The organism is Rohdeia mirabilis (assembly GCA_007750655.1).
Lineage (GTDB): Bacteria > Planctomycetota > UBA1135 > UBA1135.
The window spans coordinates 190,949-215,727 of record CP036290.1 but is presented as its reverse complement, the minus strand read 5'-3'; the positions used below and the strand labels follow the sequence as shown (position 1 = coordinate 215,727).

Here is a 24,779-nt window from a genome sequence, read left to right as displayed (position 1 = left end):
GCCGAGAGCCGCTCAGCTCGAGGCGTTCGTGTCGCGCTCCTCGCGGACCGTCAGGCACACGAAGCCCATGAAGAGCGCGAGCGGCAGCGGCGTGTCGGCCGGCAGGTCGCCGACGAGTTGCGACCCGAACGTCCCCTGGTTGCTGAAGCGGCCGACTTCGCGCTCGCCGTCGAGCAGCGCGTAGCTGGGCCGCCAGAACCCGCGCGGCACGATCACGAGCGTGCGCGGGCCGCTGCTGACGAACGAGTAGCGGTTCTTGATGAACCCCGTGCGCTCGACGCGAGCGATCTCCTCGCCGGCGAGCTCCAGCACGTAGTGGCGGCCGAAGAAGCCCTTCGGACGCATCGAGTACGCCCGGCCGTCCAGGTGCACGTCGCACCGGCGGCTGAAGACGTGCCGCTCCAGGCGCGTGCGGACCACGCCGTCGACGACCACCTCGCGGTTGCGCGAGAAGAAGCTCGTCGGGCGGAACAGGATGTGGAGGCGGTCGGACATGGCGTCCATCATCGTCCTGGAGCCCTCCGCTGTCGAACGTGGAGCGGTCGACGCCCTCGAGCGCGCGGCGCCGACCGCGAAGGCTAGTGGTGTGATTCGCTCTCTTGGGGCATTTCCATCGTCCCGTACGGGCGCGCTGCTGCGTTGCGCCTCCTCCGAGACTCACAGCGAAGTCGAGTCGTCGGCGCGCCTTGCATCGCATCCCGTACGGAACGCCGAAATGCCTCAACAGAGCGAATCACACCACTAGCGCTCGCTCGTCGACCGCGCCGCGACCGGCCCGACGTAGTCCTCGGCCACGACCACGTGGTCGAACTCCACGGCCACGGGGGCCTCCACGTCGGTGACGCCGGCCCGGCGCAAGGCCCGCGGGGTGACGTAGTGCAGCAGCTGGAAGAAGTTGAGCTCGAGCTCGGCGCTCGTCCTCCACGAGAAGCCCTCGAAGGGCTCGGCCTCGGGGTCGCCTTCGTCGAGCACGTCGAAGCCCAGGCCGCTCCAGTGGGCGCGCGGTGTGCCAGCACGCACGTGCATGACCGGCTCGCCGTCGAGCCACAGGGCCAGTTCGCCGTCGCGCTCGCCGGGCGTGTTCAGTTGGACCATCACTTCGACGGTCTGCCAGCGATTGGCCGGGATCTGCAGACGCTCGCTCGGTTCGATGCCGTTGCCCCAGTGGTTGCCGTCGGCCGAGATCTTCATCTCGTGCCAGTAGCAGTAGAAGCTCCAGGCGCCGGGTGCCGCCATCCGACCGTCGTGGGCGAACGGCTCGATGCCGACGGTGATGCGATCGTCGCCTGCGGGTCGCGAACCGGCTCCGCCCTGGGGCCAGGGCGTCGACGGCTCGTAGCCGCCCAGGTGCACGCCGTGGTGCTGGTAGCCGAGCGCGTCGGACGGATAGCGCACGCAGAAGCGCGCGTACATGCGTTCGACGCCGGGAACGACGCGGTACAGATGTCCGCCCGTGTTCTCGCTCGGCGTGGCGGTGACGCGCAGGACGCGCGCACCGTCACCGCCGTCGAGCGGGCCACCGCGCACGAGCTCGAACACGCTCGAGTCCTGGGTGTGGTCGGTCCAGCGCGCCAGGACCTCGTCGAGGGTCGAGCCGTCGAAGCGCTCGGCGAAGAGCACGCGCTCGTGCTCGTCGATGCCCGCGTCGAGCGGGAACTCGGCCGCGAGTCCCGGTCCGCGCGGCAGTTCGGGGAAGGGCGGCGCCGGCGGAGCCGCACCGTCCCCGCGCTGGTTCCGGCCGCGCGGCGGTGGCGGGTGGAGACTGATTGCTCGTGGAGGGCTCGGCAGCGCCGCGATCGGCACGCGCACCAGGTCGATGCCGCGGTAGCCGTCGCGCTCGAACAGCACGCCGAGCGTGTCCGCGTCGAGCCGCACCAGTTGTGAGTAGGCGAATCCGCCGTCGTACACGCACGGGCCCAGCTGCCAACTGCGGCCCTGGTCGTCCGACAGCATCAGCGTTCCGGCCACCCGCGCGCGCTCGGACCGCGGTCCGCAGTAGACGAGTCGCGCGCCGTGCGGGCCGCCGGGCAGCGCCAGGACGGACGCCATGCACTGGGGTTCGACGAGATTCGCCGCGACCTCGAGCGGCGACCACGTGGCGCCACCGTCCGTGCTGCGCGCCTGGACCCGCCGACGCCCGCCGCCCTGCACACGTGCGTTCAAGAGCAGCGCGCCGCCCGGCAGCTCGACCATCTGCACCTCGTTGCCGCGTCCCGCGATACCCGTGTCGTCGCCGAAGTCGCCGCGCTCCCAGGTCGCGCCGCCGTCGTCCGACCACGCGGCGTACACGCGCCACTCCCCGAAGGGCCCACAGTTGAACGGCACCACGATGCGCCCTGCGTGCGGGCCGTCGCGCAGCTGCAGCGCCGCACCGGGGCCGCTGGCCGTGGACGTCGCAGCGGGCGGCTTGACCGCGCGCGTGATCTCGCGCGGCTCGCTCCAGGTCAGGCCTTCGTCGTCGGAGTGCGCCACGTAGCTACGGCAGACCTTCGGATCGTCGTAGCCGGCGGCCGCGCCGTGTTCGTCGTGCCCCTCGAGATAGCGCTGCCAGACCAGCAGCACACGCCCCGCGTGCTCGCCCGTGTGCAGCGCGACGACGCACGGGTTGTTCAGCGCGTTGGCGCCGTCGGAGAACAGCGTGCGCACCGGCTCCCAGGTGCGGCCGCCGTCGGGCGAACGCCGCAGCACGAGGTCGTTGGCCGCGTGATCGCTCCGGGACGCACGCCCTTCCGCGAAGCAGAGCACCGCGCCGGACGCGGTGACCGAAGCGGCCGGGATGCGGTAGGTGTGGTAGAGGCCGTCGCCGGCGGTGAACACGGGACGCGCGGGAAAGGGCGCCGCTTCGATCCCGTCCGATCCGCACTGCGCCGCGAGCCAGCGCTCGATCCCGCGCCGCTCGTCGCGCGAGAGTTCGCCGCGGTACAGGACGAGGTGCGCGATCGCACCATTCAGCGCGAGACTCCCGTCGTAACGCTGCCCCACCGTCAGTCCGCGCAGCGGTTCGGTGGGCGCCGCCCCCACCGAACGCGCGACGCCGTCCACGTAGTGCGTCGTGTGCTCGCGACCGAAGACGACGGTGTGGACCTGCCACGTGCCCCCGCGCACCGGCGCTCCGGATCGCGCCGCGCCGCCGTAGGTCGTGAAGCGCGCCGGCGCCTGGCTCCAGCCCGCGAACAGCGCGCGCCGCCCGCCATCCACCGCGCCGTCGAACAGGTAGCCGCCGTCGCCCGCGTCCACGCGCGCGGCGCAGACGACGGTGCACGGTCCGTCGATCGCCCCGAACGCGTCCTCGTCCACGGTGAAGCGGCCGAGCGAGAACGACTGGCCGTGGCGACCGTGCTCGGAGTAGTCGTAGGCCTCCCAACTGTCGCCCGAACTCGCCACCTGCATGCTCGGCCTGTACCAAGCGACGAGTCGCTCGGCGTCGAGGCGCGGCTCGCCGCGCGAGTCGAACAGGTCGTCCCCGGCCTCGTCGTCCTGCGCGCCGGCGGACCCGAGCGGCCCCGCACCCCGGGCGTCGTCGACTCCCGCGAACCCCGCGGTGGTTCCGAGGAGGATCGCGCCCCAGACGGCGAAACGTGCGAGCAGGCGTCCCAGCGAAGTCGTCGAGTCGGCGTCCATGCCCCCATGAACCGCGCCGGCGCGGCAGGTGTCAACCGGCGCGGCGGGCACGGTGGCTCGGCTCGAGCCGCTCCGGCGGCGGTGCACCGGATCGAGGACCTGTGGATCCTCCCGGGATCACGGTCGGGGCCGTCCGGGTCAAGTCGAGGCCCCCACCAGGTCGATCCGACACGACGGGTGCCGCTTCGGCCGCTCCTGTCGACCGAACATGGCCCGACGTCGCGGAATCTCACTGCTCGAGGTGTTCCTCTCCCTGCTGCTGCTGGGGGTGGTCTTCGGCGTTTGGGTCCTGGGGCACTTCGGGCGCTCGGAGATCACGCTGGACAGCGCGGGTCAGCTGCTCGTGGAGGACCTGCGGGCCGCCCAGAGCCGGGCGCTGGTCCACGCGGACGCCACCTACGTGCTGTTCGAGGGCAACGGCTACACGGCCGTGGACTCGCTGCGGATCCCGCTGCTGCATCCCCGGACGGGCCTCGACTTCGTGCGCGACTACGCCCGCGACGCGGTCTTCGAGGGGGTCGAGGTCGAGCTGGCGGACTTCGAGGCGATCCAGGGGGTCCTGTTCGACGCCCGGGGCGAGGTGGCCAGCGGTGGCCGCATCGTGCTGCGCTTCGGCGACGACCGGCGCGAGGTGGTGGTCGACAGCGCGAGCGGCCTGATCTCGAGCCGCCCCCTGGGCCTCGGCCTGGGTCCCGGTGCCGCGGTGGTGCAGGCCGCGGCCGACCGCGAGTCCACGCCCGGCGATCCGGACGACCACGTGCTGCCGCGCTGAGCCCCGTCGTCGTCCCCGGCCGCCGGGCCCTAGGGCGACCCCCAGCTCGCGCGTCCCACACCTGGGCACTACCTGTTCCCACAAGTGATCGAACCCCACGGAAGTGGAACCAGGAGCGCAACCGCGGGGTCCGACTCTCATTGTTCAGGAGTCGCGGTTCAGAAGGGGCGCGACCCGAACGATGGATGGAATGCGCCGCGGGCGTCCCTGAGAGGCCGGGGACCCCACGGTTGCTGAGCGTGATCCGCCGGCGCAGGGGCCAGGCGTGCTTCGGGGTAAAGGACAAGGAACGAGGGGGCCTCTAGGGGCCCCGCCGCGAAGTCATCTATCTCCCCGCGCCACGGGTGGATCACCGGGCGGAGTTCGACCTCGGTCGGGCTCCGCCCTCTTCTCTGCCCACCCAGTGCGCGCGGCGGACGGATCGAACGGGGGGCCGGCGGACGATCGGTTCACCGCTCGTGGCGATGTGGCGCGGCCCTCCCGCGGCCGAACGTTCCACGCTCGCGATCGTGCGTGGAGACGCGGAACGGTCGTCCCAGTCTGGACGGGTCCCACTCTGGGCGGAGACCACCGACGCGAAGCAGCAGTGCCATCGCACCCAGGCCATCCGAAGCGTCGTGGCACGCTCGCGCTGCGCTGGCGTCGAACGAACGTCGAGACAAAAAAAGGGAGTCGTCCCTAGGGTCGCAGGGACGACTCCGCGCGGTCGGCAGCCTTGGGGAAGGCTGTCGGGCCAGCTTGGATCTGGAGGGGGACTCCAGTTGGGGTACCAGGCCAGCGGCCCAGAAGTCTCGAGGCAGGGGGTGCTTCCGGGCGCCACGGAGATCGAAGGGGGTTCGATCGATCCGAGGCAGAACCAGCCGAAGAGGGGGGTCTCTTTGGGGTGGCTGGTCCGAAGCGCCTGCGAGAGGGGGTCTCGCGAGGCTGATGGAATGCTACCACCCGACCGAGGGGGTGCAAGGTCTCGCGGGAGCGCGATGCGAAAAAAGGGGCTCGTCCCGCGCCCGCGTCGGCTCGGTGCGCGGCGGAGACACCAGGCGCGGCCGCGGTCCGGCGGGATCGCTGCGCGAACGGCGTCGCTCGATGCAGATCGAGCGACGCCGTTCGCGCGTCCCGAGCACGTGACGCGCTGGCCTCAGTCCTCGATGTCGTAGGCCGGAACCGTGGGATCCACCTGGGCCCGCCAGGCGTCCACGCCGCCCTTCACCGACGACACGTTCGTGAACTTGTGGCCGACGAAGTAGGCGCCGACGTCCAGGCTGCGGGCGCCGTCCTTGCACAGGAACACGAGCTTCGTGTCCTTCGGCAGCTCCATGTAGCTCTGGCTGTTCGTGTAGTCCATCGGCTCGGCCTCGGGCACGCGGCCGAGCTGGATCTCGTGGGGCTCGCGCACATCGATGAAACGCAGCGTCTCACCAGCGTCGAGCCAGCCCTTCACGACCGTCGGCTCGACGGTCATCTTCGCGTCCACCTCGCCGGCGCGCTCGAGGTACTGGACCACCTCGTTGACGTCGAGGATGTTGTGCTCCTTGCAGACCTGCTCGAGGGTGTCGGTGGGCTGGAAGGCGCAGGACGAGCAGCCGCCCACGTGGTAGCGCTGGAACAGGGCGCGCTGGGCCGACGGGATCCGCTCGAGGATCTCGGCCATCGTCATGGCCGGTTCGATCGTGGTGGTGGTCATGGTCCTGAAGAGGTGCGTCGTGAGGCGGAGGGTCGGGCGGTGCGGGTCCGGTGCGTGGCTGGCACGCGGTGCGCCGCCGGATCCAGTCTAGAGCGCCGGCGAGCGGGAACGTCCGCCGGCCAAGGTTCTGAAGTGGAGCCGCGTCGGGAGAGGCCCGAGCGCAGCCGAACCCATGGGCCGCCAGGATCGTGGATTCGACCCTTCCTCGACCGTCGCCCCCACCGCACAGGATCCCGTCCTGCCCAACTCGAGGACGCCGTCCATTCTTGGGCCGTCCTGTCGCGGACTCCTGAGGTCGCGGACCTGTCGAGCTCGGAGCGACGGCACCGCGCCGTGGCCTCACCGGGGGTGATTTCGAACCGGCGCGCGGCCGCCCGGGCACAGCGACCGGCTACCTTGCTCGGCCTGCGACCCCTTCTCGCACTCTTGCGAGGCCGCTCTTGCGTTCGATCCCCGGGGCCGCGGACGACCGACCATGGCACAGCAACACATCACGAGTCGCGCCGACGACTACGCCCAGTGGTACCAGGACGTCATCGCCGGCGGCCAACTCGCCGAAGCGGCGGGCGTGGTCAAGGGCTGCATGGTGATCCGCCCGCACGGCTACGCGATCTGGGAGAAGATGCAGGCCGATCTCGACCGGCGCTTCAAGGAGACCGGACACGAGAACGCCGCGTTCCCGCTGCTCATCCCGATGTCCTTCATCACGAAGGAAGCCGAGCACGTGGAGGGTTTCGCGCCGGAGTTGGCCGTGGTCACCCAGGCCGGAGGCAAGGAGCTCGAAGAGCCGTACGCCATCCGCCCCACGTCGGAAACGATCATCGGACACTTCTTCTCGAAGTGGATCGACAGCCACCGCGACCTTCCCCTGTTGATCAACCAGTGGGCGAACGTCATGCGTTGGGAGCTGCGTACGCGCCTGTTCCTGCGCACGAGCGAGTTCCTGTGGCAGGAAGGCCACACCGCGCACGCGTCGCACGCCGAGGCGCAGGAAGAGGTCGCGCGCATGCTCGACGTCTATCGCGACTTCGCGCACGAAGTCATGGCTATGCCGGTCATCCGCGGCGTCAAGACCGCGAACGAGCGCTTCGCCGGCGCCGTCGAGACGCGCTGTATCGAGGCCTACATGCAGGACGGCAAAGCGCTGCAGGCGGGCACGAGTCACGATCTGGGCCAGAACTTCGGCAAGGCGTTCGACGTGACGTTCCAGAACGCCGAAGGCCAACGCGAACACGTGTGGCAGACCTCGTGGGGCGTGTCCACGCGACTCGTCGGCGCGCTGATCATGACGCACTCCGACGACGAGGGCCTGGTGCTGCCGCCCAAGCTCGCGCCCATCCACGTGGTGATCGTCCCGATCTACCGCAAGGACGAGGAGAAGGCCGAGGTCCTCGAAGCCGCGCACCGCATCGCGAGCGAACTGCGCGACGACGGACTGGCGGTGAAGGTCGACGACCGCGACGCCGTCAAACCGGGCGCCAAGTACTACGAGTGGGAGCGCAAGGGCGTCCCCGTTCGCATCGAGCTCGGCCCGCGCGACATCGCCGACAACGCGGTGATGATCAAACGACGTCTGGCCGAGATCGACGAACGCGGCAAGCCGATCAAGGAGAAGCTGTCGATGGACGGACTGGGCGTCGCGCTCGGCAAGGTCCTCGACGAACTGCAGTCGGGTCTGTTCACCGCGGCCCAGCAGCGCCTCGCCGACAACACCGTCCACGTGGACAGCTGGGACGACTTCGTCGACGTGTTCAAGGACGGCGGCAGCAAGTTCGTGTACGCACACTGGGACGGCACGCAGGAGACCGAGCTCGCCATCAAGAACGAGACGAAAGCCACGATTCGCTGCCTGCCCTACGCCGAGGACGGTCCCGCCGCGGAAGCCGGGACGTGCATCAAGACCGGCAAGCCCTCCGCTCAACGCGTGTTGTTCGCCAAGAACTACTGAGCCGCGAACGACTTTGGCATGGAGAGCGCGCGGCGCCGGACCTCGAACGAGTCCGGCGCCGCGCGCTCGCCGTTTCGCGTCCGGGTCAGAGCGCCTTGCGAGGCGGCAGCACGACGTTCGAGACGAAGAAGCCGGCGACGAGCGACGTGGCGGTCATCGCGACTCGGAACAGGTTCTCGACACCGAGCGCGGCGTCCCCGTCGGCGATGCGTTCGAGCGACAGGAGCCCCGTCGCGCCGGGCACGAGGATCAGGATGCCGGGCAGGCGTACGATCATCGAGGGCCGCGAGAACGCGCGCGCGAACAGGTTGGCGAAACAGCCCGCGATCAGGCCGCCGACGAAGATGCTCGCTTCGCGGCCGAGCTCGGAGATGCCGGCCTCGAACGCCACGTACGGCAGCGCGACCGCGACCACCGACCACGGCAGGTCGCGCGGCGCGATGCGGAACAGCACGCCGAAGCTCAATCCCGCGACGAGCAGCGAGAGCGGCTCCTGCCACACGGGCGCGGCCAGCCCGAGTCCGTCGAACAGCTCGAACCCCAGGACTTCCGTCCCCAACTGACGACCGAGCAACACTCCCATCGTCAGCATCAACAGCGTGGTGAACGCGACGGCCAGACGCGCGACGCCGGACGCGGGGTGGTTGAGCGCCAGCTCGGTCGCGCCGATCGTCAGGCTGAAGCCGGGGACGAGCACGATCAGCCCCGCGAGCGTCGCCGTCCACCAGTTGGCCTCGAACGCGCCGGCGAGCAGGATCGCGGTCAAGCTGACCAGCAGAGCGCCCAACGGCTCGAACAGGCGACCGAGATTCGTGAGGCGCCGCGTGAGGAAGAACGTGGAGGCGAGGACCAGGCCACAGATGGCGCCCAACCCCGCTTCGCGCAGGCCCCCGTCGAAGAAGGTCGAAGCGGACGCGGACACCGCCACGAACGCCAGCACGGCCAACGGCGCGCCGTAGATCGGGCGGCGTTCGACGATCCGTTCGACCTCCCTCGTCGCCTCCTTCAGCGCAATGCCGCCCTCGAGGGCTCGATTGAACAGGGCGTCCATCTCGGCGAGTTTCGACAGGTCGAGCTCGTTCGCATGGACGCGGTGCAGGCGCGCGAACTGCCGATGCTCGGGCAGGTCGAAGGCGTAGAAGATCGCGGTCGGCGTGCTGAAGAAACTGCCGCGTAGGCCGAGCTCCGACGACAGCACCTGGAGCACGTCCTCGAGCCTGTTCGCCGGCGCGCCGAAACGGTGCAACGCGTTGCCGAGCGTCTGGACGAACTCGACCGCCTCGCGCTCCCGGTCGGTCATCCGATCGGGCTCGATCTCGGGCGCGAGCGGGGGGATCTCGGAAAGGGCGTTCATGGGCTCGAAGCGGCGAAAGAGTGCTGCGGCGCGCACGGTAGTCGACCGCGGACGCGGGGTACACTCACGCGTCCATGTCCGGCCAGCCCTCCGACCAGACCCCGATCTCGATCGAGGAGATGCTGCGCCACACCGAGTTCCTCGGGGCGCTCGCCGCGCGCATGGCCCGCGATGCAGCGACGGCTGAGGACCTGGTCCAGGACGTGTGGGTCAAGGCGCTCAGTTCGCCCCCCGCCACGGCCGAGAACCTGCGGCGTTGGCTGGCGCGGGTCCTCGAGAACCAAGCCCACTCGGACTTCCGCTCGCGCAGCAGTCGCGAACGGCGCGAGAGCGCAACCGCCCGCCACGAAGACGTCGGCGACGCCACCGACGCCGCCGCCAGCCACGCGGACCTGCGCCGCTTCCTCGCCGAAGCCGTGCTCTCGCTCCCGCCGGCCGAGCGCGACGTGGTGATCCTGCGCTTCTACCGCGGGCTCGGCGCCGAGGAGACCGCGCGGCGTCTGCGCATCGCCGACCGCACCGTGCGCCAGCGCATGGCGAACGCGGTCGAACGCCTGCGCGGACGGATCGGAGACTCGTTCGCCGACGTCGGTGACGAGGGTCGCGGCGCGTCGAACGGCTGAGGTCGAGCGGCGAGGGAAGGACCGATCACGTCCGTCTTCCGATCGCGCGCGTGTTGGGATCGGTTGCGCGCCGACCTGCTGGCGAAGAGCGACCCGTTCGGCACGACGGCGGGTCGGACGACCCTCGCTCCGGTGACCGGTCGCAGGGGACGGGCCGCTCATGGCCGAGGCCCGTCGGCGGTCGCTTCGAAGCGAGCGCGCTCGGACGGACGCGACCGCACGCTCGCACCGCGGGGCTCAGCGCGGCTCGCGCATCCGCCGCAGCAGATCGTGCGCCGCGCCGGACTCGAGCGTGGCCGCGGCCTGATCGACGCCCTCGGCGAACGTCTGTGCGATGCGGCCGGCGCGCAGGATCACGGCGGCGCCGAGCAGGGCGGCACTGCGCGCGGGGCCGGTCTCGCCCGAAAGCACCGCCAAGGCCTGGTCGCAGGCAGCGCGCACGAGCATCGGATTGTCGCCGGAACCCTGACCCTCGTCGGGAGGGCCGAACATCGGCAGTTCGGGCTCGTGGTCGGCGCGGAAGCCGAAGTCGCCGGGGTCGACCGTCATCGGCACCTGGTGGTTGCCGTCGAGGTGGATGCCGCGCGTGCGCCGGGTGAGCGCCGGGACGATGCCGCCCTCGACGCCTTGGATCGTGAGCGCCGAACTGTGTCCGAGCGCCTGGGTCACCTCGACCGCGGTGCCGAGCACCGGACCCGGTTGCGCGCCGAGCACGACGCTGGCACCGGGCGGAGCGAGCAGCTTCTCGACCGTGGCGAGCGGCGTGCGGACGGCGACGTCACGGCGCACGCGACGCAGTCCGAGCAGCGGCGGCAGGAGGCCCGTGGTCGTCACCGCGGCGAAGCCGAAACGCTCGACCGAGTCCTCCGCCTCGCGCGCGGTCCAGGCGAGTCCGGCGCCCAGTTGGTGCAGCACGCTCGCCGCCGTCAGACCGCGACGAGGCGGGACGGCGCGATCGGTGATGAGCAGGACCTTCGCGCCAGCGGCGGTTGCGATCAACCCGGCGGCCACCTCGAGCGGCGACGCGGTCTGGAAACCCTCCATCGGGCCAGACACGGCGACGAGGCCTTCGAGTCCGGCGCAGGGCAGCGTCGCGCGCTCGCGTGCTGCCTTGGCGAAGCCGACCAACTCTTCGCAGGTGACGCCCTTGCAGCGCATGGCCACCAGGAACGCGCCGACCTGGATCTCACTCTCGCGGCCGTCGAGGATCGCGGCGAACGCGTCGTAGGCCTCTTCGCAGGTGAGGTTCCTTCCGCCTCGTGCTCCATAGCCGAGCGCGCGCAAGAGATGCGAGAGGATCATGGGAGGGCGGGGAAGGACGGTCCGGGGGCTGGGTTCGGGCCCCTCGAGTGTCTTCGTCGCGACGCGCTTCGAACGCCGCACGGGGACGGCCCCAAGCCTATCCCGTCCGTCGAATGCCTGCTCCACGAGGGCTGGAAGCTGCGGGCGCGGCGTCCGGGAACGAGACGCGGCGCGCCGGCCCGAGGCCGACGCGCCGCGTCGTGGGGGTTCCGATCGGAGCGGGTCGCGCCCCGGTCGCCCGGCGGGATCAGTCGTCGTCGCCCGACTCGTCCGCGTCACCGTCGGTGTCACCGTCCGCGTCATCGGCTTCGGACCCGTCCTCGCTCTCGGCGGCGGCGTCGGCCTCGAGATCGGCCGCGATCTGGTGCGGCTGGAGGTGGGCGTAGTAGAGCTCCTTGTTCTTGTCGTAGGCGATCTTGCCCATGACGAAGGCCAGGTCCACCAGCGTCTCGTAGTGGAGGATGTCACCGCGCGTCACCAGGAGGTCGGCGTCCTTGCCGACTTCGATCGAACCCACGCGGTGGTCGATGCCCAGGACGCGCGCCGGAACGAGCGTGATCGCGGCCAGCGCGACCTCCTCGTCCAGGCCGCCGCGGATGGCGTAGCCGGCCTGCAGGCTGAGCGACAGAAGGTCGCGACCGGCGATACCGCTCGTGTCGATCGAAGCCGACGGCGTGCGCACCGCGATCTGGCAACCGGAGCGGTGCAGGATCGCCGCGTTCTCGATGCTCGAGCCGGACTCGTACAGGGACTCGGGATCGTTCCAGGAGCGCTCGCGCGGATCCAACACGACGAGCGCGCCGGCGCGGCCCAGCTCGTCGGCCACGATCCAACCCTCGCGACAGCCCTGGACGATGGGCCGGAAACCGTAGTCCTGGGCGAGGCGCGCGATGGCGAGCAGCGTCAGGCGGTCGTCGGCGAAGAAGGTCGCGTCGAGCTCGTTGCGCAGCACGCGCAGGGAGTTCGTGTCGACGCCGCGCGTGGAGGGCTCGTCGTCCTTGGGCTTGCCGCGGCGTTCCCAGGTGGCCATGTCGCGCAGGTACTTCGCGGCGCCGGCGAACCCGTCGCGGGTGCGCTGGCGCGCGGACCCGCCGCGCATGTTGAAGTTCGTCGAGGTGTCCTCGTTCATCACCACGCCTTCGATGCCGTCGCGACGCAGCTTGAACGCGGCGCCGCTCTGCTCGCAGGCCGTGATGCCGTTGGCCAGCGCGAGGGTCATGTAGGGACTGAACGGGTCGTAGCTGTCGATGTAGCGCGACTTGAACCCGTCCTGGTCCACGGTCGGCAGGTCGAGGTCCTCGTCCTCGAAGGACGTCATCCACTCGTCGGGATCACTGAGCGGATCGATCGCCCAGGTCGGATCCTCGGCGGCGAAGCGACCGGTCGTGACCCGGCTCGTAGCGCCCAGCGCGATCAGTCCCGGGTAGACGCGGTAGCCGCTGACGTCGGTCTCGCCGGCCCCCTCGGGGACGAACAGGTCGTAGCCGATCTCGTGGATCAGGCCGTTCTTGATCAGGATCGAGGCGCCGCGCAGGACGGCGCCCGTGCCGGTGTACACGTCACCGCCGGCAACCAGGTGCCACTCGTCCTCCTTCTCGTCCTCGTCGTCGTCGGCCGCGACACTCGTCGTCGGCGCGAGGCCGAGCGCGGTCGGAGCGGTCGCGGCCCACAGGGTGGGAGCGGCCAGGAGTGCGGCTGCGAAGGCCGCGGCGTTGAGTGAGTTGAGGTGCTTCATCGCGTTCGTCGTCGGTGTGCTGAGTCGTTCGGTCGTCGTCTGGCGGTCGTGGAGGGTGGCGGAGCGCGCGGGGCGTGCTCAGTCGGCCAGGTCTCCGGCGACGAAGTCACCGTCGAGCATGACGCCCAACAGCTCGGTTCCCGCTTCGAGCGGATCACCGTCGAACAGGAGCAGGTTCGCGAACTTGCCGGCGTCGATGCTGCCGAGCTGATCGGCCATGCCGATGACCTCGGCACCTTCCAGCGTCAGCGCGCGCAGACCGACCTGACGGTCGAGGCCGTAGCGCACGAGCGTGGCCACGTCCGCGCGCAGATCGCGGAACCCACCGACCGAGTCCGACTCCGGCACGAAGGCCAGCTTGCAACCGGCTTCGTGGAGCTCCTTCGGCAGGTTGCGCTCGCGGCGGGTGCCCGGGTGCAGCGTGATCGACGGGTTGACGATCATCCGGCGACCGGCGGCGCCGAGGCGATCGGCGATGTAGAAGAAGTCGCCGTCGTCCGTGAGGTTGGCCTGGACGTCCCAGTCGAACTCGCGCTCGCCGATGACGTCCATCAGGTGCAGGTAGTCGGCGGCCTTGCGCATGCCGATGACCGCGCGCAGCTCGCCGGTGACGAGGCGCAGCATGGGGAGCGCCTTCTCGTCGGGGACCGGAGGCGTGAAGACCATCTCCTCCTTCTTCTTCTTGTCCTTCTCCTTCTCGACGGCCTTGTCGAACTTCTCGCGCTCCTTCGCCACGTCCTCCATGTACTTGTCGACGAGCTCGAAGCCCTTCTCGATGAGCTTCTTGGCGCTCTCGTTCGACGAGATGTACATGGACAGGTTGGTGGGCTCGGCGAGGAGCATCTCCTCGAACGTCGAGCCCTTCGTGCGCACCGCGATGCCGACGCCGGGGATGCCGCCGCCGGCCGGGTAGAGGCCGAGCGTGGTGACACCCAGTTCGAGCACGTCACCGAAGACCTTGGCGCCGGGTTCGAGCTCGAAGGCCGCGCTCAGTTCCGGAGTGATGTCGGTACCGGCCCGACCGTCGAGGCCGAGGCGGCTGCGGGAGCCGACCATGCCGGGCATCACCACCGCGTCGGGGAAGTCGAAGGTCGGGATGCCGCGCTCGATCGGGAGGTCCTCGCCGACCATCACGATGCGGCCGTTCTCGATCAGGATCACGGCGTTCGGGATCGTGCCGTGGCTGATGGTCTCGGCCGTCCCGACCCGCAGGGCGAACAGGTTCGGAGTCGCCACGGCTTCGGTGGTGGAAGCGTCGATCGATCCTGCGAGGGCGACGGTCGCGCCGAGGACGATGGAGGGGAACAGCATGGGGCTTTGCGCGGACGGAAGGGTCGTGGTCCGACGGGGCCCGTGACGCGTGTGCGCACGGGCCGTGATCAGGTGTGATCGTCGGAGTTGATCGTCGGTGGCGCGCTCCGCCTGGACGGAGCGCGTGATGGGGTGTGCTACTTGGGCGAGCGGGACTCGGGAGCGCGCTTCTTCACGTCCTCGTCGAACGACTTCACGCCGTCGACCCAGACTTCGCGCACCTTCGTGCGGGGATCGGCCGGGTGGCCGGAGAGGACCACCACGTCGGCGTCCTTGCCAGCTTCGAGGCTGCCGAGTCGGTCGCCGAGGCCGATGGTGATGGCGGGGATGATCGTGAGGCCGCGCACGGTCTGGAGCTTGTCGTCCGGGAACCCGTGACGGACCGCGAGGGCGGCCTGCAGCGGGAACTCGTCCTGGGGCACGTTCGGCGAGTCGGTGTTGAAGCCGATCATGCGGTGTCCCTCCTCCCAGAAGCCAGCGGCGGAGCCTTGGACCCGCTCGGGGTTGTCACCCGACCAGTCGATCATGTGGCGGACGGGCATCGAGACGACGCGCGGGCCGATGATCGCGTTGACACCGTGCTCCCAGGCGTAGGCGGCGACACGCCAGGAGTCGAAGGTGCCGTGGTCGATGAAGATGTTCAGTTGGAACTGCCGGCGCATGATGTCGATCGACGCCGTCACGACCTGCACCCACTGGGTGTGGATGGCGACCGGAACGGTGCCCTCGAACATCCCGCGGTAGATCTCGAGGTCGGGGTCGACGGCGGGCTCGGGACCGGTGCCCTCCTCGAACTCGCGCCATGCGTCGGCATAGGCCTGACCCACGGCGAGCGAGCGGCGCAGCCCTTGGTAGAGGTACGACTTGCCGACGCGCGGGCCCCAGCGATCCGGGTTGCCGTACTGCGCGACCTTGAGCGCGGCCGAGTCCTTGACCATGCGCTTCGACATGGTGCCCGGCGCCGTCTTCACGAGCGCGCCCTGCCCACCGATCGTCGTCGCCGACCCGGGGATGAAGAGCAGCGTCGTGATGCCCGAAGCCAGCGCGGCGCGCATGCGCCGGTTGCCCGGGATGATCGCGGCGGAGACCCGCAGGCCGGGGTTCGACAGGAGGACCGCGTCGTTGACGGCCGAGAACTGGTCCTCGTCGGCGATGTGCGCGTGCAGATCGACCATCCCCGGCATGAGCCAGTTCTGACCGCAGTCGACGACCTCGTAGTCCTCGGGGATCTCGACCTCGCCCTGACGCCCCACCTCTTCGATCAAGCCGTCGCGGATCAGAACGACGCCGCGATTCACGTAGCCGGGGCCTTCGAGCTCGCAGGTCAGGACCTTGGACGCGAGCAGAGCCAGGCCCGGACCGTCGACCGCCCCAGCTTCGGGCGCGCGCTTCGCCGCTTCGTCGAGGGCGTCGAGACCCTGCTGCCACGCGAAGAGCGCCGCCTCGTAGCTGGCGCTCTCGAGTTCGAACGCGTTGGCGGCCGTGTTCGCGGTCGTGCTCGCACCGGGCGGCATCAGACCGGACGAACGGTCGACGTGCCCACCGTCGAGCGGAACGACGGTGGCTACAGCGAGTGTCAACGAAGTGAGCAGCGACATGTTCGTGGCGGGTTCAGGGTCGGTGTGGACGGAGGAAGGGACTCGTCGGCGCGGATCCGATCGGATGGCTCCAGTTGGCCTGTTCGACGAAGCGGTCCCACGACGCGCCGTCTCGGCCCGCCGTTACCAGAGGCGCCTTTCGGAAGCGTCGTACATCCGTTCGCCGTTCACGTACACCGCATCGACCGCACTGCGGGGGTCGGCGGGGTGACCGGTGATCACGACCACGTCGGCGTCCTTGCCGACTTCGAGGCTGCCGAGTCGATCGCCCATGCCGATGGTCGTCGCCGGCACGATCGTCAGGCCGCGCACGGTCTGGAGCCCGTCGTCGGGGAAGCCGTGGCGAACCGCGATGGCGGCTTGCAGCGGCAGCTCTTCCTGGGGAATGACGGGCGAGTCGGTGTTGAAGCCGACCATGCGGTGCCCCATCTCCCAGTAGCCGGCCGCGCACCCCTGCACGCGCTCCGGGTTGTCGCCCGTCCAGCCGATCAGACCGCGCTCGGGCATCGACACGTTGCGCGGGCCGACGATCGCATTGACGCCGTTCGCGTAGGCCTCGCCGCCGGCCTTCCAGCCGTCGAACGTGCCGTGGTCGATGAAGACGTCGAGGCCCATCTCGCGCTTGATGATGTCGATCGTGCTCATCACGACCTGGTGGACCTGCGTGTGGACCGAGACCTGCGCGTCACCGTCGAAGAGGTAGCGGAAGACTTCCCACTGCGGATCCACGTACGGCTCGGGGCCGCCGCTGGACTCGAAGTTCTTCCACGAGCGCCAGTACGAACGGCCGCGCGCGAGGGTGCCACGGATGATGTAGCCGTGGTGGCTCTTGCCGACGCCGATGGCCCAACGCTCCGGGTTGCCCCACTGAGCGATCTTGAGCGAACCGGGGTTGCGAACGACCGCCTCCTCGTAGGTCTTCGGACCGGTCTTCATCAACACGCCCTGGCCGCCGACGTTGGTGCCGGAGCCGGGGATGAAGAGCACCGTCGTCACACCCGCCGCGATCGAACGGCGCAGCTGGGGGTTGGCGGGGATGACCGCGGTCGACGCGCGCACGCCCGGGTTGGCCTGGTAGACCATGTCGTTGATGTCGAACGTGCCGCCGACGTGGGCGTGCAGGTCGATCATCCCGGGCATCAGCCAGCGGTCGCCGACGTCGACGATCTCGTAGTCACCGGGGATCTCGATCTCCGAGCGGCGACCCACGGCCTCGACCAGGCCGTCCTTGACCAGGAGCACGCCGTTGTTGACGTAGCCCGGACCGTCCAGCTCACAGGTCAGGATCTTGGCCGACATCAGAGCCAGACCCGGACCGCCGACCATGCCAGCGGGCGCGACGGCCTCGTTCGCGGCCCGCTGGATCGGGAGCGGCTCCGAGGACAGCGTGGGCTGCAGGGCGCGCATCGCGTCGCCAGGACGGTTGGTCCCGGCGAGTGCGGAGGCGGCGAAGAGGGTGCTGACGGTGGCGGCAGCGAAGGTGAAGCGCTTCATGATGGGCGGTTCGTCGAAGGTGGTGCGGGTCGGGCGGTGCGGGTCGTCGTCGTGGCGGTGGCCGATCAACGGACCTCGCGTCCGGCGAGCCAGACGCGCAGCACTTTCGTGGTGGGATCGAACGGAGCGGCGGAGAGAGCCACGAGGTCGGCGCTGAGGCCGCGCGCGATGCGGCCGACGCGGTTGTCGATGGCGAGCATCCGAGCGCTGTCGAACGTCAGCGCGCGCAGGGCGTTGGTCGGGCTCATCCCGGTCTCGACGGCGAAGGTCGCCATGAGCGGGAGGTCGACCGCGCCTTCTTCCGCGTCGCTGTAGAACGCGACCGGGATCCCGGCGGCCTGCAGCCGCGCGTAGCGGTTGATCGAGACGTCGACGGTCGCGCCGGTCGCTTCGATCTGGTGGCTGAGCAGCACGCCGCTGACACGGCCCTCGATGCGATCGGCCACGGTGTGGGCCTCGGACGCTCCGAGCAGCACCGGCTTGATGCCGGCCGACTCGAAGGCGGCGACGCAGGCGAGGATCTCGTCGGCGCGTTCGACCTGGCAGATGACCGCGACCTCGCCCTCGAGGGCGCGCAGGTACTGGTCCATCGACGGGTCGCGGCGGGGCTCGCGGGGCTTGCCGTCGTCCTCGTCCTCGACCTCTTCGGTGTCGGTCGGGACGGGACGCTTCGCCATCGGGTAGTCGCGCGAAGTGCGCTCGGCGCGCACGCGCACGTCGAGCGAACCGCCGACCAGTCGGCCTTCGAAGGTGATGGCCTCCTCGGGCTCGAGCGTGTTGTCGCTGAGCGTTCCGGTGATCGTGAAGCGACCCTGGGAGCTGAGCCCGGAGAGGGCGAACTCACCCTTCTCGGTGCCGTAGGTCCCGCTGACCTGGATCAACTGGTCGGAGAGCGGTGCGAAACGCAGCCAGCCCTCGGCGTTCGGCCCGTCCTCGTCGAGACGGACCTGGAGGCGCATCCGCTCGGTCACTTCCTCGGCGTGGTCCTGGTCGACGGCGTGATCGGTAGGATCCGCGTCGGCTTCGTCACCGTCGTCGTCGCCGTCGCCGTCATCACCGGCCTCGTCATCACCGGCCTCGTCATCACCGGCCTCGTCGTCGGCGTGGTCCTCGCCGGCCTGATCGGGAGCTTCGACGAGAATGGCCTCGCCGACCCAGATGCCGGTGATCGGGTCGGGGTCGACCTCCTTGTTCTTCTTCTTCTTCTTCTTGTCGTCGTCCTTCTCTTCCTCCTCGGCGTCCTCGTCACCTTCGGCGGCGGCTTCGTCGTCGGCGGGCAGAGTGAAGGTCGGGACCGTCTCGGGGGGCGTCCAGCTCGCGAGCTTCTCCTGGTACTCGCTCCAGGACTCCTTGTACTTGCCGAGCTTCTCGAGGATCGAGAGGACCTGACGGCCGGAACGGCGGCGGTCGTTGTCGGGCCACGAGAGGCGGATGGCCGCGAGCGGATCGACGACCATGCTCTCGAGGTCCTGGGACGCCGGGCGGTAGGCGATGAGCGGCGCGCCGTCGCCGGACATGCCGGGCGAGTCGAGCACGACCGTGGTGATGCCGGTCTTGGCCACGCGCACGTCGGTCTCGTCACCCGGCTCGAGGAGCAGGGTCAGGTCGAAGCCGGGGTCGGGCGTCCCGCGGCGTCCGTCGAGTCCGAGTCGGCCCATCGCGTCGATGATCCCGGGCATGAGCACGGGCACGTCGACCACGACGGCTCCACCGGGGCGAGCCACGCGTCCGCCGACCTCGACGATGGTTCCGTCGACGACGAGCACTTCGCCGGGGGCGAGGATCGTGCCGTCACCGACGTGGATCTCCTGGGCGCGAACGACGACGATCTCGGAACGCTCGGCCTTCGACGATCCGGAAGCACCGGCCTCGTAGGCCAGTTCGCCGCCGACCCAGGTGGCCAGGGCGAGGGCGCCGAACTCGAGCGGCTCGCCGACGAAGACCGCGAAGTCCGCGTCCTTGCCGGGAGCGAGGCTGCCGATGCGATCGGCGACGCCGTACATCTCGGCGGGCGTAAGCGTGATGGCGCGCAGTGCGGCGTCGGCCGACATGCCTCCACGGCGCGCGAGCACGGCGGCGAAGCGCAGATCGCTGAGCGCCATGCCGGGCGGGGTGTCGATCGCGACGCGAACGCCCTTCTCGACGAGCGCGCTGGCGACGGTGAGGTCCGGCCAACTGGCGTTCGCACCCTTGCCGCGGTTGATGCCGTCGCGGTTGGGCGTGAACGGCACCTGGAAGACCACACCGATCCCGGCGGCGGCCAACTCTTCGGCGAGGGGCGCCGCACCCTGCGCGCCTTCGATCACCAGCTTCAGACCCCGCTCCTTCGCCAGGGCGATGAGCGCGCGGATCTCGTGGGTCTCGTCGGCCGTGATGCGCCAGGGCAGCTTGGCTTCGACGAGCGGAGCCAGTTGACCGACCGCGGTCGGGCCGTAGGGCTCGAGCTCGACGCCCGCGGCGACGCCGTCGAGCAGTTCCTCGAAGGCGAGGATCGCACCCATCGTGGTGCGCGGCAGTTGCTCGAGCGGACGGCCGATGCCCACGTCGACGGTGCCGGGGATCGGCAGACGCCAGTAGCCTTCGACGCCGCGCGCCTGGGCCGCGATCGAACCGTCGATCGCCACCGGCGCCGCGACGGTGCGCGCGAGCGGGTCGTCACCGGCCAGTTTCACGATCGCCGCCTGACCCGAGATGAGCCGCGCGCGCGACGGGGTCACGTAGGCGCTGGTCACGCCGCCCGAGAGGATGCGGGCGTAGTTGCCGTAGGCGTCGTAGCCGTCGGTACCGAGCAGTCCCGGGTTCGCGGTGCGCTCGGGCAGCGAACCCGACGCGAGGTCCGAGTCGGACGCGATCAGGCCGGGGACGATGACGGCGCTGGGGCCGTAGTCCACGACGCGCGCCGCCGACGGCACGTCGATGTCGGTGCCGACCGCGACGATGACGCCGTCGCGGACGAGCAGCGTGCCGTCCTTCACCGTGCGGTCGCCTTCGACCACGTGGATGGTCCCCGCGCGGACGGCGACCCACTCCTCGTCGGGGACGATGGCAGGGGCGCTCGGTACGGCGAGCAGGGCCAGGGCGAAACTGATCATGGCTTTGGTGTGGTGACGCGTGAGTGAGCGGGGCGTGGGCGGGCCGGTCGGCGCCGGGCCGCGCGAGCTCGGGCTCGCTGCGGCCGGCCCGTCGGCGCGGCGGATCCGGCGCTGGGGATCAGCCGTCGGTGCGCAGGTTGTCGAAGGGGTCCTCGCCCTCGATCAGGATCCGGTTGCGCGGGTCCTTCGAGCGGTCGTAGACGTGCTCGCCCTCGACGATGACGTGTTCGACCCAGGTCGTGGTCGCGAGCGGGTCGCCCGAGAACAGCACGACGTTGCCGAGGCGGCCGGTCTGCAGCGAGCCGACGTGAGCCTCGAGGCCCAGTGCGCGCGCGGGCGCGATGGTGACCGAGTCGATCGCTTGGGCGCGCGTCAGTCCGTGACCGATGGCGCGCGCGGCTTGGTACCACAGCGAGGTGGTCGAGGAGTTCTGGCTCGACAGCGAGAACGAGATGCCCTTGTCGCGGTAGACGTCGAGGACGAAGGTCTCGGTCTCGTCGCCGGTGACCGGGTCGGTCTCGCGATGGATCAGCGAACCGGTGTGCACGACGTCGACGCCGGCTTCCACGATCACGTCGGCGGCCTTCCAGCACGCGGGCTGGAGCACGAGCGTCGTGCGCTCGAGGAAGCCGTTCTCACGGGCGACGTCGATCGCGATGTGCACGTCGTGCGGTCCACCGCAGTGGATGAAGGCCGGCGTGCGACCTTCGACCAGGTCCAGCAGCGGGGCCTGCTTCTCGTCGATCGCGCCGCGGGGCACGAGCTCGAGACCGTCGACGGACCACGTGGCGGCGCTCTTGAAGGCGCGGCCTTCGGCGTCCTCACCCTCGAGCTCACGCCCTTGGGCCTTGGCTTCGCGGCGCGCCAGATCGGCGTCTTCGCGGGCGGAGCCGACGAGATCCTCGAGGTAGCGGTGCAGCTCGGAGAACGACTCGCGCAGCGCCTGGGCCTGGGTCGCGCGCGACTTGCCGCGCTTCGGGTCGGCCGAGAGGACGAGACCGAAGTGCGGGCGCACGGTCATCTGGTCGATCGTGATGCCGACCGGCTTGACCAGGCGGCCGCGACCGCCGATCACGCAGTCCGCGCCCTGCTGGACGTTGATCGAGGTGATGCCCCAGCGCAAGCAGTCCTGGAAGTAGACGTTGATCGGGTCGATCGAGTCCTGCACGTCGAGGAAGGGCGCCACGTCGATCGACTCGTTGGCGCGGTCCATGCCGCGCGCGGAGTAGGCCTCGACGAAGCCGGGGAACGCCGTGAACTCGGGGCCGCCGAGCACCTGGGCGTCCCAGGGAACTTCGACCTCCGAACGCTTGCCGACCTTGGCGATGCGTCCGCCTTCGATGACCAGGACGCCGTCCTCGATCTCGGTCTCGGAGTCGATGACGATGCGACCGGCCTCGATGACCAAGGCGTCGTTCGCCTGGGCGAGCGCGGTCGAGGTGAAGGGGCCGATGGCGGCCGTGGCGAGGGCGGTGCCGAGGAAGGCGGCCTTGAGGCGGCCTGTGGGCTCGAGGCTGAACATGGCGGTTTCGGTCGAGGTCGTGATGGGTGTGCGTGAGGAGCGCCGGCGAAGGGCCGATGCGGGCCGAAGGGCGATCAGAGCTCTTCGCCGTGGCGCGGGTCGACGGCCAGTTCGCCGGAGACCATGACGCCCGTGATGGACGAGGTGTATTGGAAGGGCGCGCCGCTCCAGAAGACGAGGTCGGCGTGCTTGCCCTGCTCGATCGAACCGACGCGGTCGTCGACGCCGAGCATGCGGGCGGGAACGATCGTGACGGCCGCGAGCGCGGCGTCGGCGGCCAGTCCACCGCGCATGGCGTGGCCCGGCTGGAGCGCGAGACCCAGGTCGTCGTTGCGCGAGCTGCCGCCGGAGAGCGCGAAGGTCACGCCTCGCTCGGCCATGCGCGCCGGCGTGTTCCAGGCCATGTAGGCGCGGTCGGCGCCGGTGTTGCCGTCGAAGGTCAGCGGCGCGAGGATCAGCGACACGCCGGACGCGACGATCGCTTCTTCCTCGGGCAGGACCTCGGCGGCGCCGTCGATGACGACGTTCGGGATCGAGAACTCCTGCTTGAGGCCGAGCGCCGTGATGATGTCGAGGCGCGGCGAGGCGCGGACGATCAGGGGCAGTTCACCGTCGAGCACCTGGTACACCGTCTCGACGCCTTCGAAGGTGAAGTCGGCGTCCTTGCGGGCGCGCAGGGCGTCGTAGAACGTGCGGCGGAAGACCCACTCCACACCCATGCGGGTCGTGGGGCGGCGGTTGAAGATGCCGAAGGCGCGGCCGAAGACCGGCGAGTTGCCCGAGGACGGCTCCGACCCCATGCAGGCACGGACGCCGACGCCGGTGCGCAGCACGCGATCGTCCATGGTCGGCTCTCCGCCGCCGGTCTTGAGGACCACCGGCAGTCCGCCGAGCACGTTGCGGTCGAGCGGCGAGACCATCGTGGTCGTGACGCCGCCGCTCAGTTCGCGGGCCCAACGGGTGCTGAAGAGGTCGAGCCCCTCCTCCACCGAGATGTGCGGGGTCGACTCGCTGTCCTGTTCGACCGACTCCGGACCGATCGTGACGCCGGACGAAGCTTCGACCAAGCCGGGCGTGATCGCGGCCACGTGGAAGTCGCCCTTGATCTTGCCGCGACCGACCGCGGTGATCTCGCCGTCGCTGACGCGGACGAAACCGTTCTCGATCACCGTGCCCGTCGCCGTGTAGATGGCGTCGGCGGTGACGGTCCACGACGTGCGCGGGCCGTCGTCCTGCTGGGTGGAGAGCGCGCCGGTGGTGGGCGCGTTCCCGACGAGAACGAGCGTGGCCGCGCTGGTGGCGGCGAACGTGGAGAGGAATCCGAGAGCCATCACTGGTCACCTCCAAAGGCGAGTTCGCCGCGGACGTAGACCGCTTCGACGGTCGTCGTGAATTCGAGAGGGTCGCCGGACCACAGGACGAAGTCGGCGTCGAAACCGCGGGCGAGTTGCCCGACGGACGTGCCGACGCGCGCGATCTTCGCGGCGGTCGACGTGATCGAGTTGAGCGCGTCGTCCCGCGTCGCACCGGCTCGGAGCGCCGTGATCGCGCTCGAGCGGTACCGGGACGGGTCGTTCAGCCAGAAGCCGAAGGCAACCTTGGCTTCGAAGAGGGCGACCATCGCGTCGCGCTCGCGTTCGTTCGGGACGAGGTCGGGCGTCGGCAGGACGACCGAACAACCGGACTCGGCGATGCGTTCGGCGAGTTCGCCCGCGAGGCTGGGTCCGACGAGGGCGCCCTTCAGACCGTGGCGTGCGAACAGACGCAGCGCGCGGTCCACTTCGTGGCGCTCGGAGACGTAGGTCATGAGCCCGAGGTTGCCGCTGGCGACCTCGGCGTAGGCGCCCTGGGGCTCGGTGAAGAGCCCGTCGAGCGCACGCACCATGCCGCCGTAGCTGGTGGGCGCGCGCGTGACGTTCGCCGCCTGCGATCCCATCGAGAGGGCCAGGTGCGCGCCGCGCGACACGACGTGTCCGCCGTAGGTCTTGACCACGCCCGTGCGGCCGCCGACGACCTGACTGACGGCGGGCGGCAGGACGATCGTGGTGACGCCCTGTTCGAGCGCGTCGGCGAGACGGGGCAGTTCGGGGTCGAAGCCGTACACGACCCGTCCGTCGGGCAGGAACGGGCGCGTGTTCTCGTTGGACTCGTCGCTCGGCAGGTAGCCGGCCGAGTAGGGCGCGACCAGACCCGCGGTGACGTGTCCGTCGTGGCGCACGACCCGCGCCCCCTCGGGGACGTCCACCTCACCGGCGGCGACGATGACTCCGTCGCGCACGACCAGCACGCCGTCCTTCACGGTCGCACCGTCGGGCAGGTGCAGTTGGTCGGCGACGATCGCCAGGAGCTGCGCCGGTGCGGCCTCGACGCCGTCGGTCGCGAGAGCCGAACCGCTCTCGGGGACCCGCCCATCGGGAGTCCACGACCCGCCGATGTCGGTGGACACTCCGAAGTCGGAGGAGCAGTCACCGGTCGTGAGCTGAACGGTCGCGACCCGCGCGTCGTGCGTGGCGAGCGGTCCTTGGGCGGTCGAAGCGTCGATGGACGACTCGCCTGTGAACGGCGTCGCGCACGCCGCGGTGGCGAGGGTGACGGCGAGGATGGTGGAGAGCATGCGTCGTGGAGGGACGGTGTCGGCGTGGGCCGCGTGGCCCGGTGTGCGGATGGGATGTTCGGGGTCGGTCACGGTCCTTCGAGGGCGATCGGAGATCGCAGCTCGCGAACTC

Annotated in this window: 16 protein-coding genes; 3 read left to right on the top strand and 13 right to left on the bottom strand. The window is 70.2% G+C overall.

Annotation, left to right across the window (positions count from 1 at the left end):
- Positions 1-12 precede the first annotated feature (12 nt).
- Positions 13-495: a hypothetical protein gene (locus Pla163_RS00815; protein WP_145182123.1), complete on the bottom strand. Its 483-nt coding sequence runs from the start codon at positions 493-495 to the stop codon at positions 13-15.
- Positions 496-741: 246 nt separating this feature from the next.
- Positions 742-3,621: a sialidase family protein gene (locus Pla163_RS00810; RefSeq protein ID WP_145182121.1), complete on the bottom strand. Its 2,880-nt coding sequence runs from the start codon at positions 3,619-3,621 to the stop codon at positions 742-744.
- Between the two features lie 208 nt (positions 3,622-3,829).
- On the opposite strand from Pla163_RS00810, the gene Pla163_RS00805 reads away from it, so the two are divergent.
- Positions 3,830-4,393, top strand: a complete 564-nt coding sequence (locus Pla163_RS00805) for a GspH/FimT family protein (protein WP_145182118.1) — start codon at positions 3,830-3,832, stop codon at positions 4,391-4,393.
- A 1,135-nt stretch (positions 4,394-5,528) separates the two neighbouring features.
- Here the strand turns inward: Pla163_RS00805 and Pla163_RS00800 are convergent.
- Positions 5,529-6,074, bottom strand: coding sequence for a rhodanese-like domain-containing protein (locus Pla163_RS00800; protein WP_145182115.1), 546 nt, complete (start codon positions 6,072-6,074; stop codon positions 5,529-5,531).
- Between the two features lie 475 nt (positions 6,075-6,549).
- Between Pla163_RS00800 and proS the strand changes: the two genes are divergently transcribed.
- Positions 6,550-8,022 carry a proline--tRNA ligase gene (proS, locus tag Pla163_RS00795; protein WP_145182112.1) on the top strand — a complete coding sequence of 491 codons (1,473 nt, stop codon included), beginning with the start codon at positions 6,550-6,552 and terminating at the stop codon, positions 8,020-8,022.
- Positions 8,023-8,107: 85 nt separating this feature from the next.
- Here the strand turns inward: proS and Pla163_RS00790 are convergent, their stop codons facing one another.
- The gene (locus Pla163_RS00790; RefSeq protein ID WP_145182109.1) at positions 8,108-9,376 is read right to left on the bottom strand and encodes a threonine/serine exporter family protein; all 1,269 of its coding nucleotides are present in this window, start codon (positions 9,374-9,376) and stop codon (positions 8,108-8,110) included.
- A gap of 74 nt (positions 9,377-9,450) precedes the next feature.
- Here Pla163_RS00790 and Pla163_RS00785 point away from each other — a divergent pair, with 74 nt between their 5' ends.
- Entirely contained in the window at positions 9,451-9,999 is a 549-nt protein-coding gene (locus tag Pla163_RS00785; protein ID WP_145182106.1) for an RNA polymerase sigma factor, read from the top strand.
- Between the two features lie 237 nt (positions 10,000-10,236).
- On the opposite strand, the gene Pla163_RS00780 is transcribed toward Pla163_RS00785, so the two are convergent.
- From Pla163_RS00780 to Pla163_RS00740, 9 genes are all read right to left on the bottom strand, one after another.
- Positions 10,237-11,301 carry an anthranilate phosphoribosyltransferase gene (locus tag Pla163_RS00780; protein ID WP_419186168.1) on the bottom strand — a complete coding sequence of 355 codons (1,065 nt, stop codon included), beginning with the start codon at positions 11,299-11,301 and terminating at the stop codon, positions 10,237-10,239.
- Positions 11,302-11,548: 247 nt separating this feature from the next.
- On the bottom strand, positions 11,549-13,036 hold the full coding sequence (locus Pla163_RS00775) for an amidohydrolase family protein (RefSeq protein ID WP_145182100.1): 1,488 nt from the start codon (positions 13,034-13,036) through the stop codon (positions 11,549-11,551).
- A gap of 78 nt (positions 13,037-13,114) precedes the next feature.
- The gene (locus tag Pla163_RS00770; RefSeq protein WP_145182097.1) at positions 13,115-14,347 is read right to left on the bottom strand and encodes an amidohydrolase family protein; all 1,233 of its coding nucleotides are present in this window, start codon (positions 14,345-14,347) and stop codon (positions 13,115-13,117) included.
- Between the two features lie 137 nt (positions 14,348-14,484).
- On the bottom strand, positions 14,485-15,945 hold the full coding sequence (locus tag Pla163_RS00765; protein WP_145182094.1) for an amidohydrolase family protein: 1,461 nt from the start codon (positions 15,943-15,945) through the stop codon (positions 14,485-14,487).
- 123 nt (positions 15,946-16,068) lie between these two features.
- On the bottom strand, positions 16,069-17,439 hold the full coding sequence (locus tag Pla163_RS00760) for an amidohydrolase family protein (protein ID WP_145182091.1): 1,371 nt from the start codon (positions 17,437-17,439) through the stop codon (positions 16,069-16,071).
- Positions 17,440-17,504: 65 nt separating this feature from the next.
- Positions 17,505-20,531, bottom strand: coding sequence for an amidohydrolase family protein (locus Pla163_RS00755; RefSeq protein ID WP_145182088.1), 3,027 nt, complete (start codon positions 20,529-20,531; stop codon positions 17,505-17,507).
- A gap of 118 nt (positions 20,532-20,649) precedes the next feature.
- Complete coding sequence (locus Pla163_RS00750; protein ID WP_145182085.1) at positions 20,650-22,053, bottom strand: amidohydrolase family protein; 1,404 nt, start codon at positions 22,051-22,053, stop codon at positions 20,650-20,652.
- 74 nt (positions 22,054-22,127) lie between these two features.
- The gene (locus tag Pla163_RS00745) at positions 22,128-23,384 is read right to left on the bottom strand and encodes an amidohydrolase family protein (protein WP_145182082.1); all 1,257 of its coding nucleotides are present in this window, start codon (positions 23,382-23,384) and stop codon (positions 22,128-22,130) included.
- On the bottom strand, positions 23,384-24,667 hold the full coding sequence (locus Pla163_RS00740; protein WP_145182079.1) for an amidohydrolase family protein: 1,284 nt from the start codon (positions 24,665-24,667) through the stop codon (positions 23,384-23,386). The genes Pla163_RS00745 and Pla163_RS00740 overlap by 1 nt, the downstream gene beginning before the upstream one ends.
- Positions 24,668-24,779 lie beyond the last annotated feature (112 nt).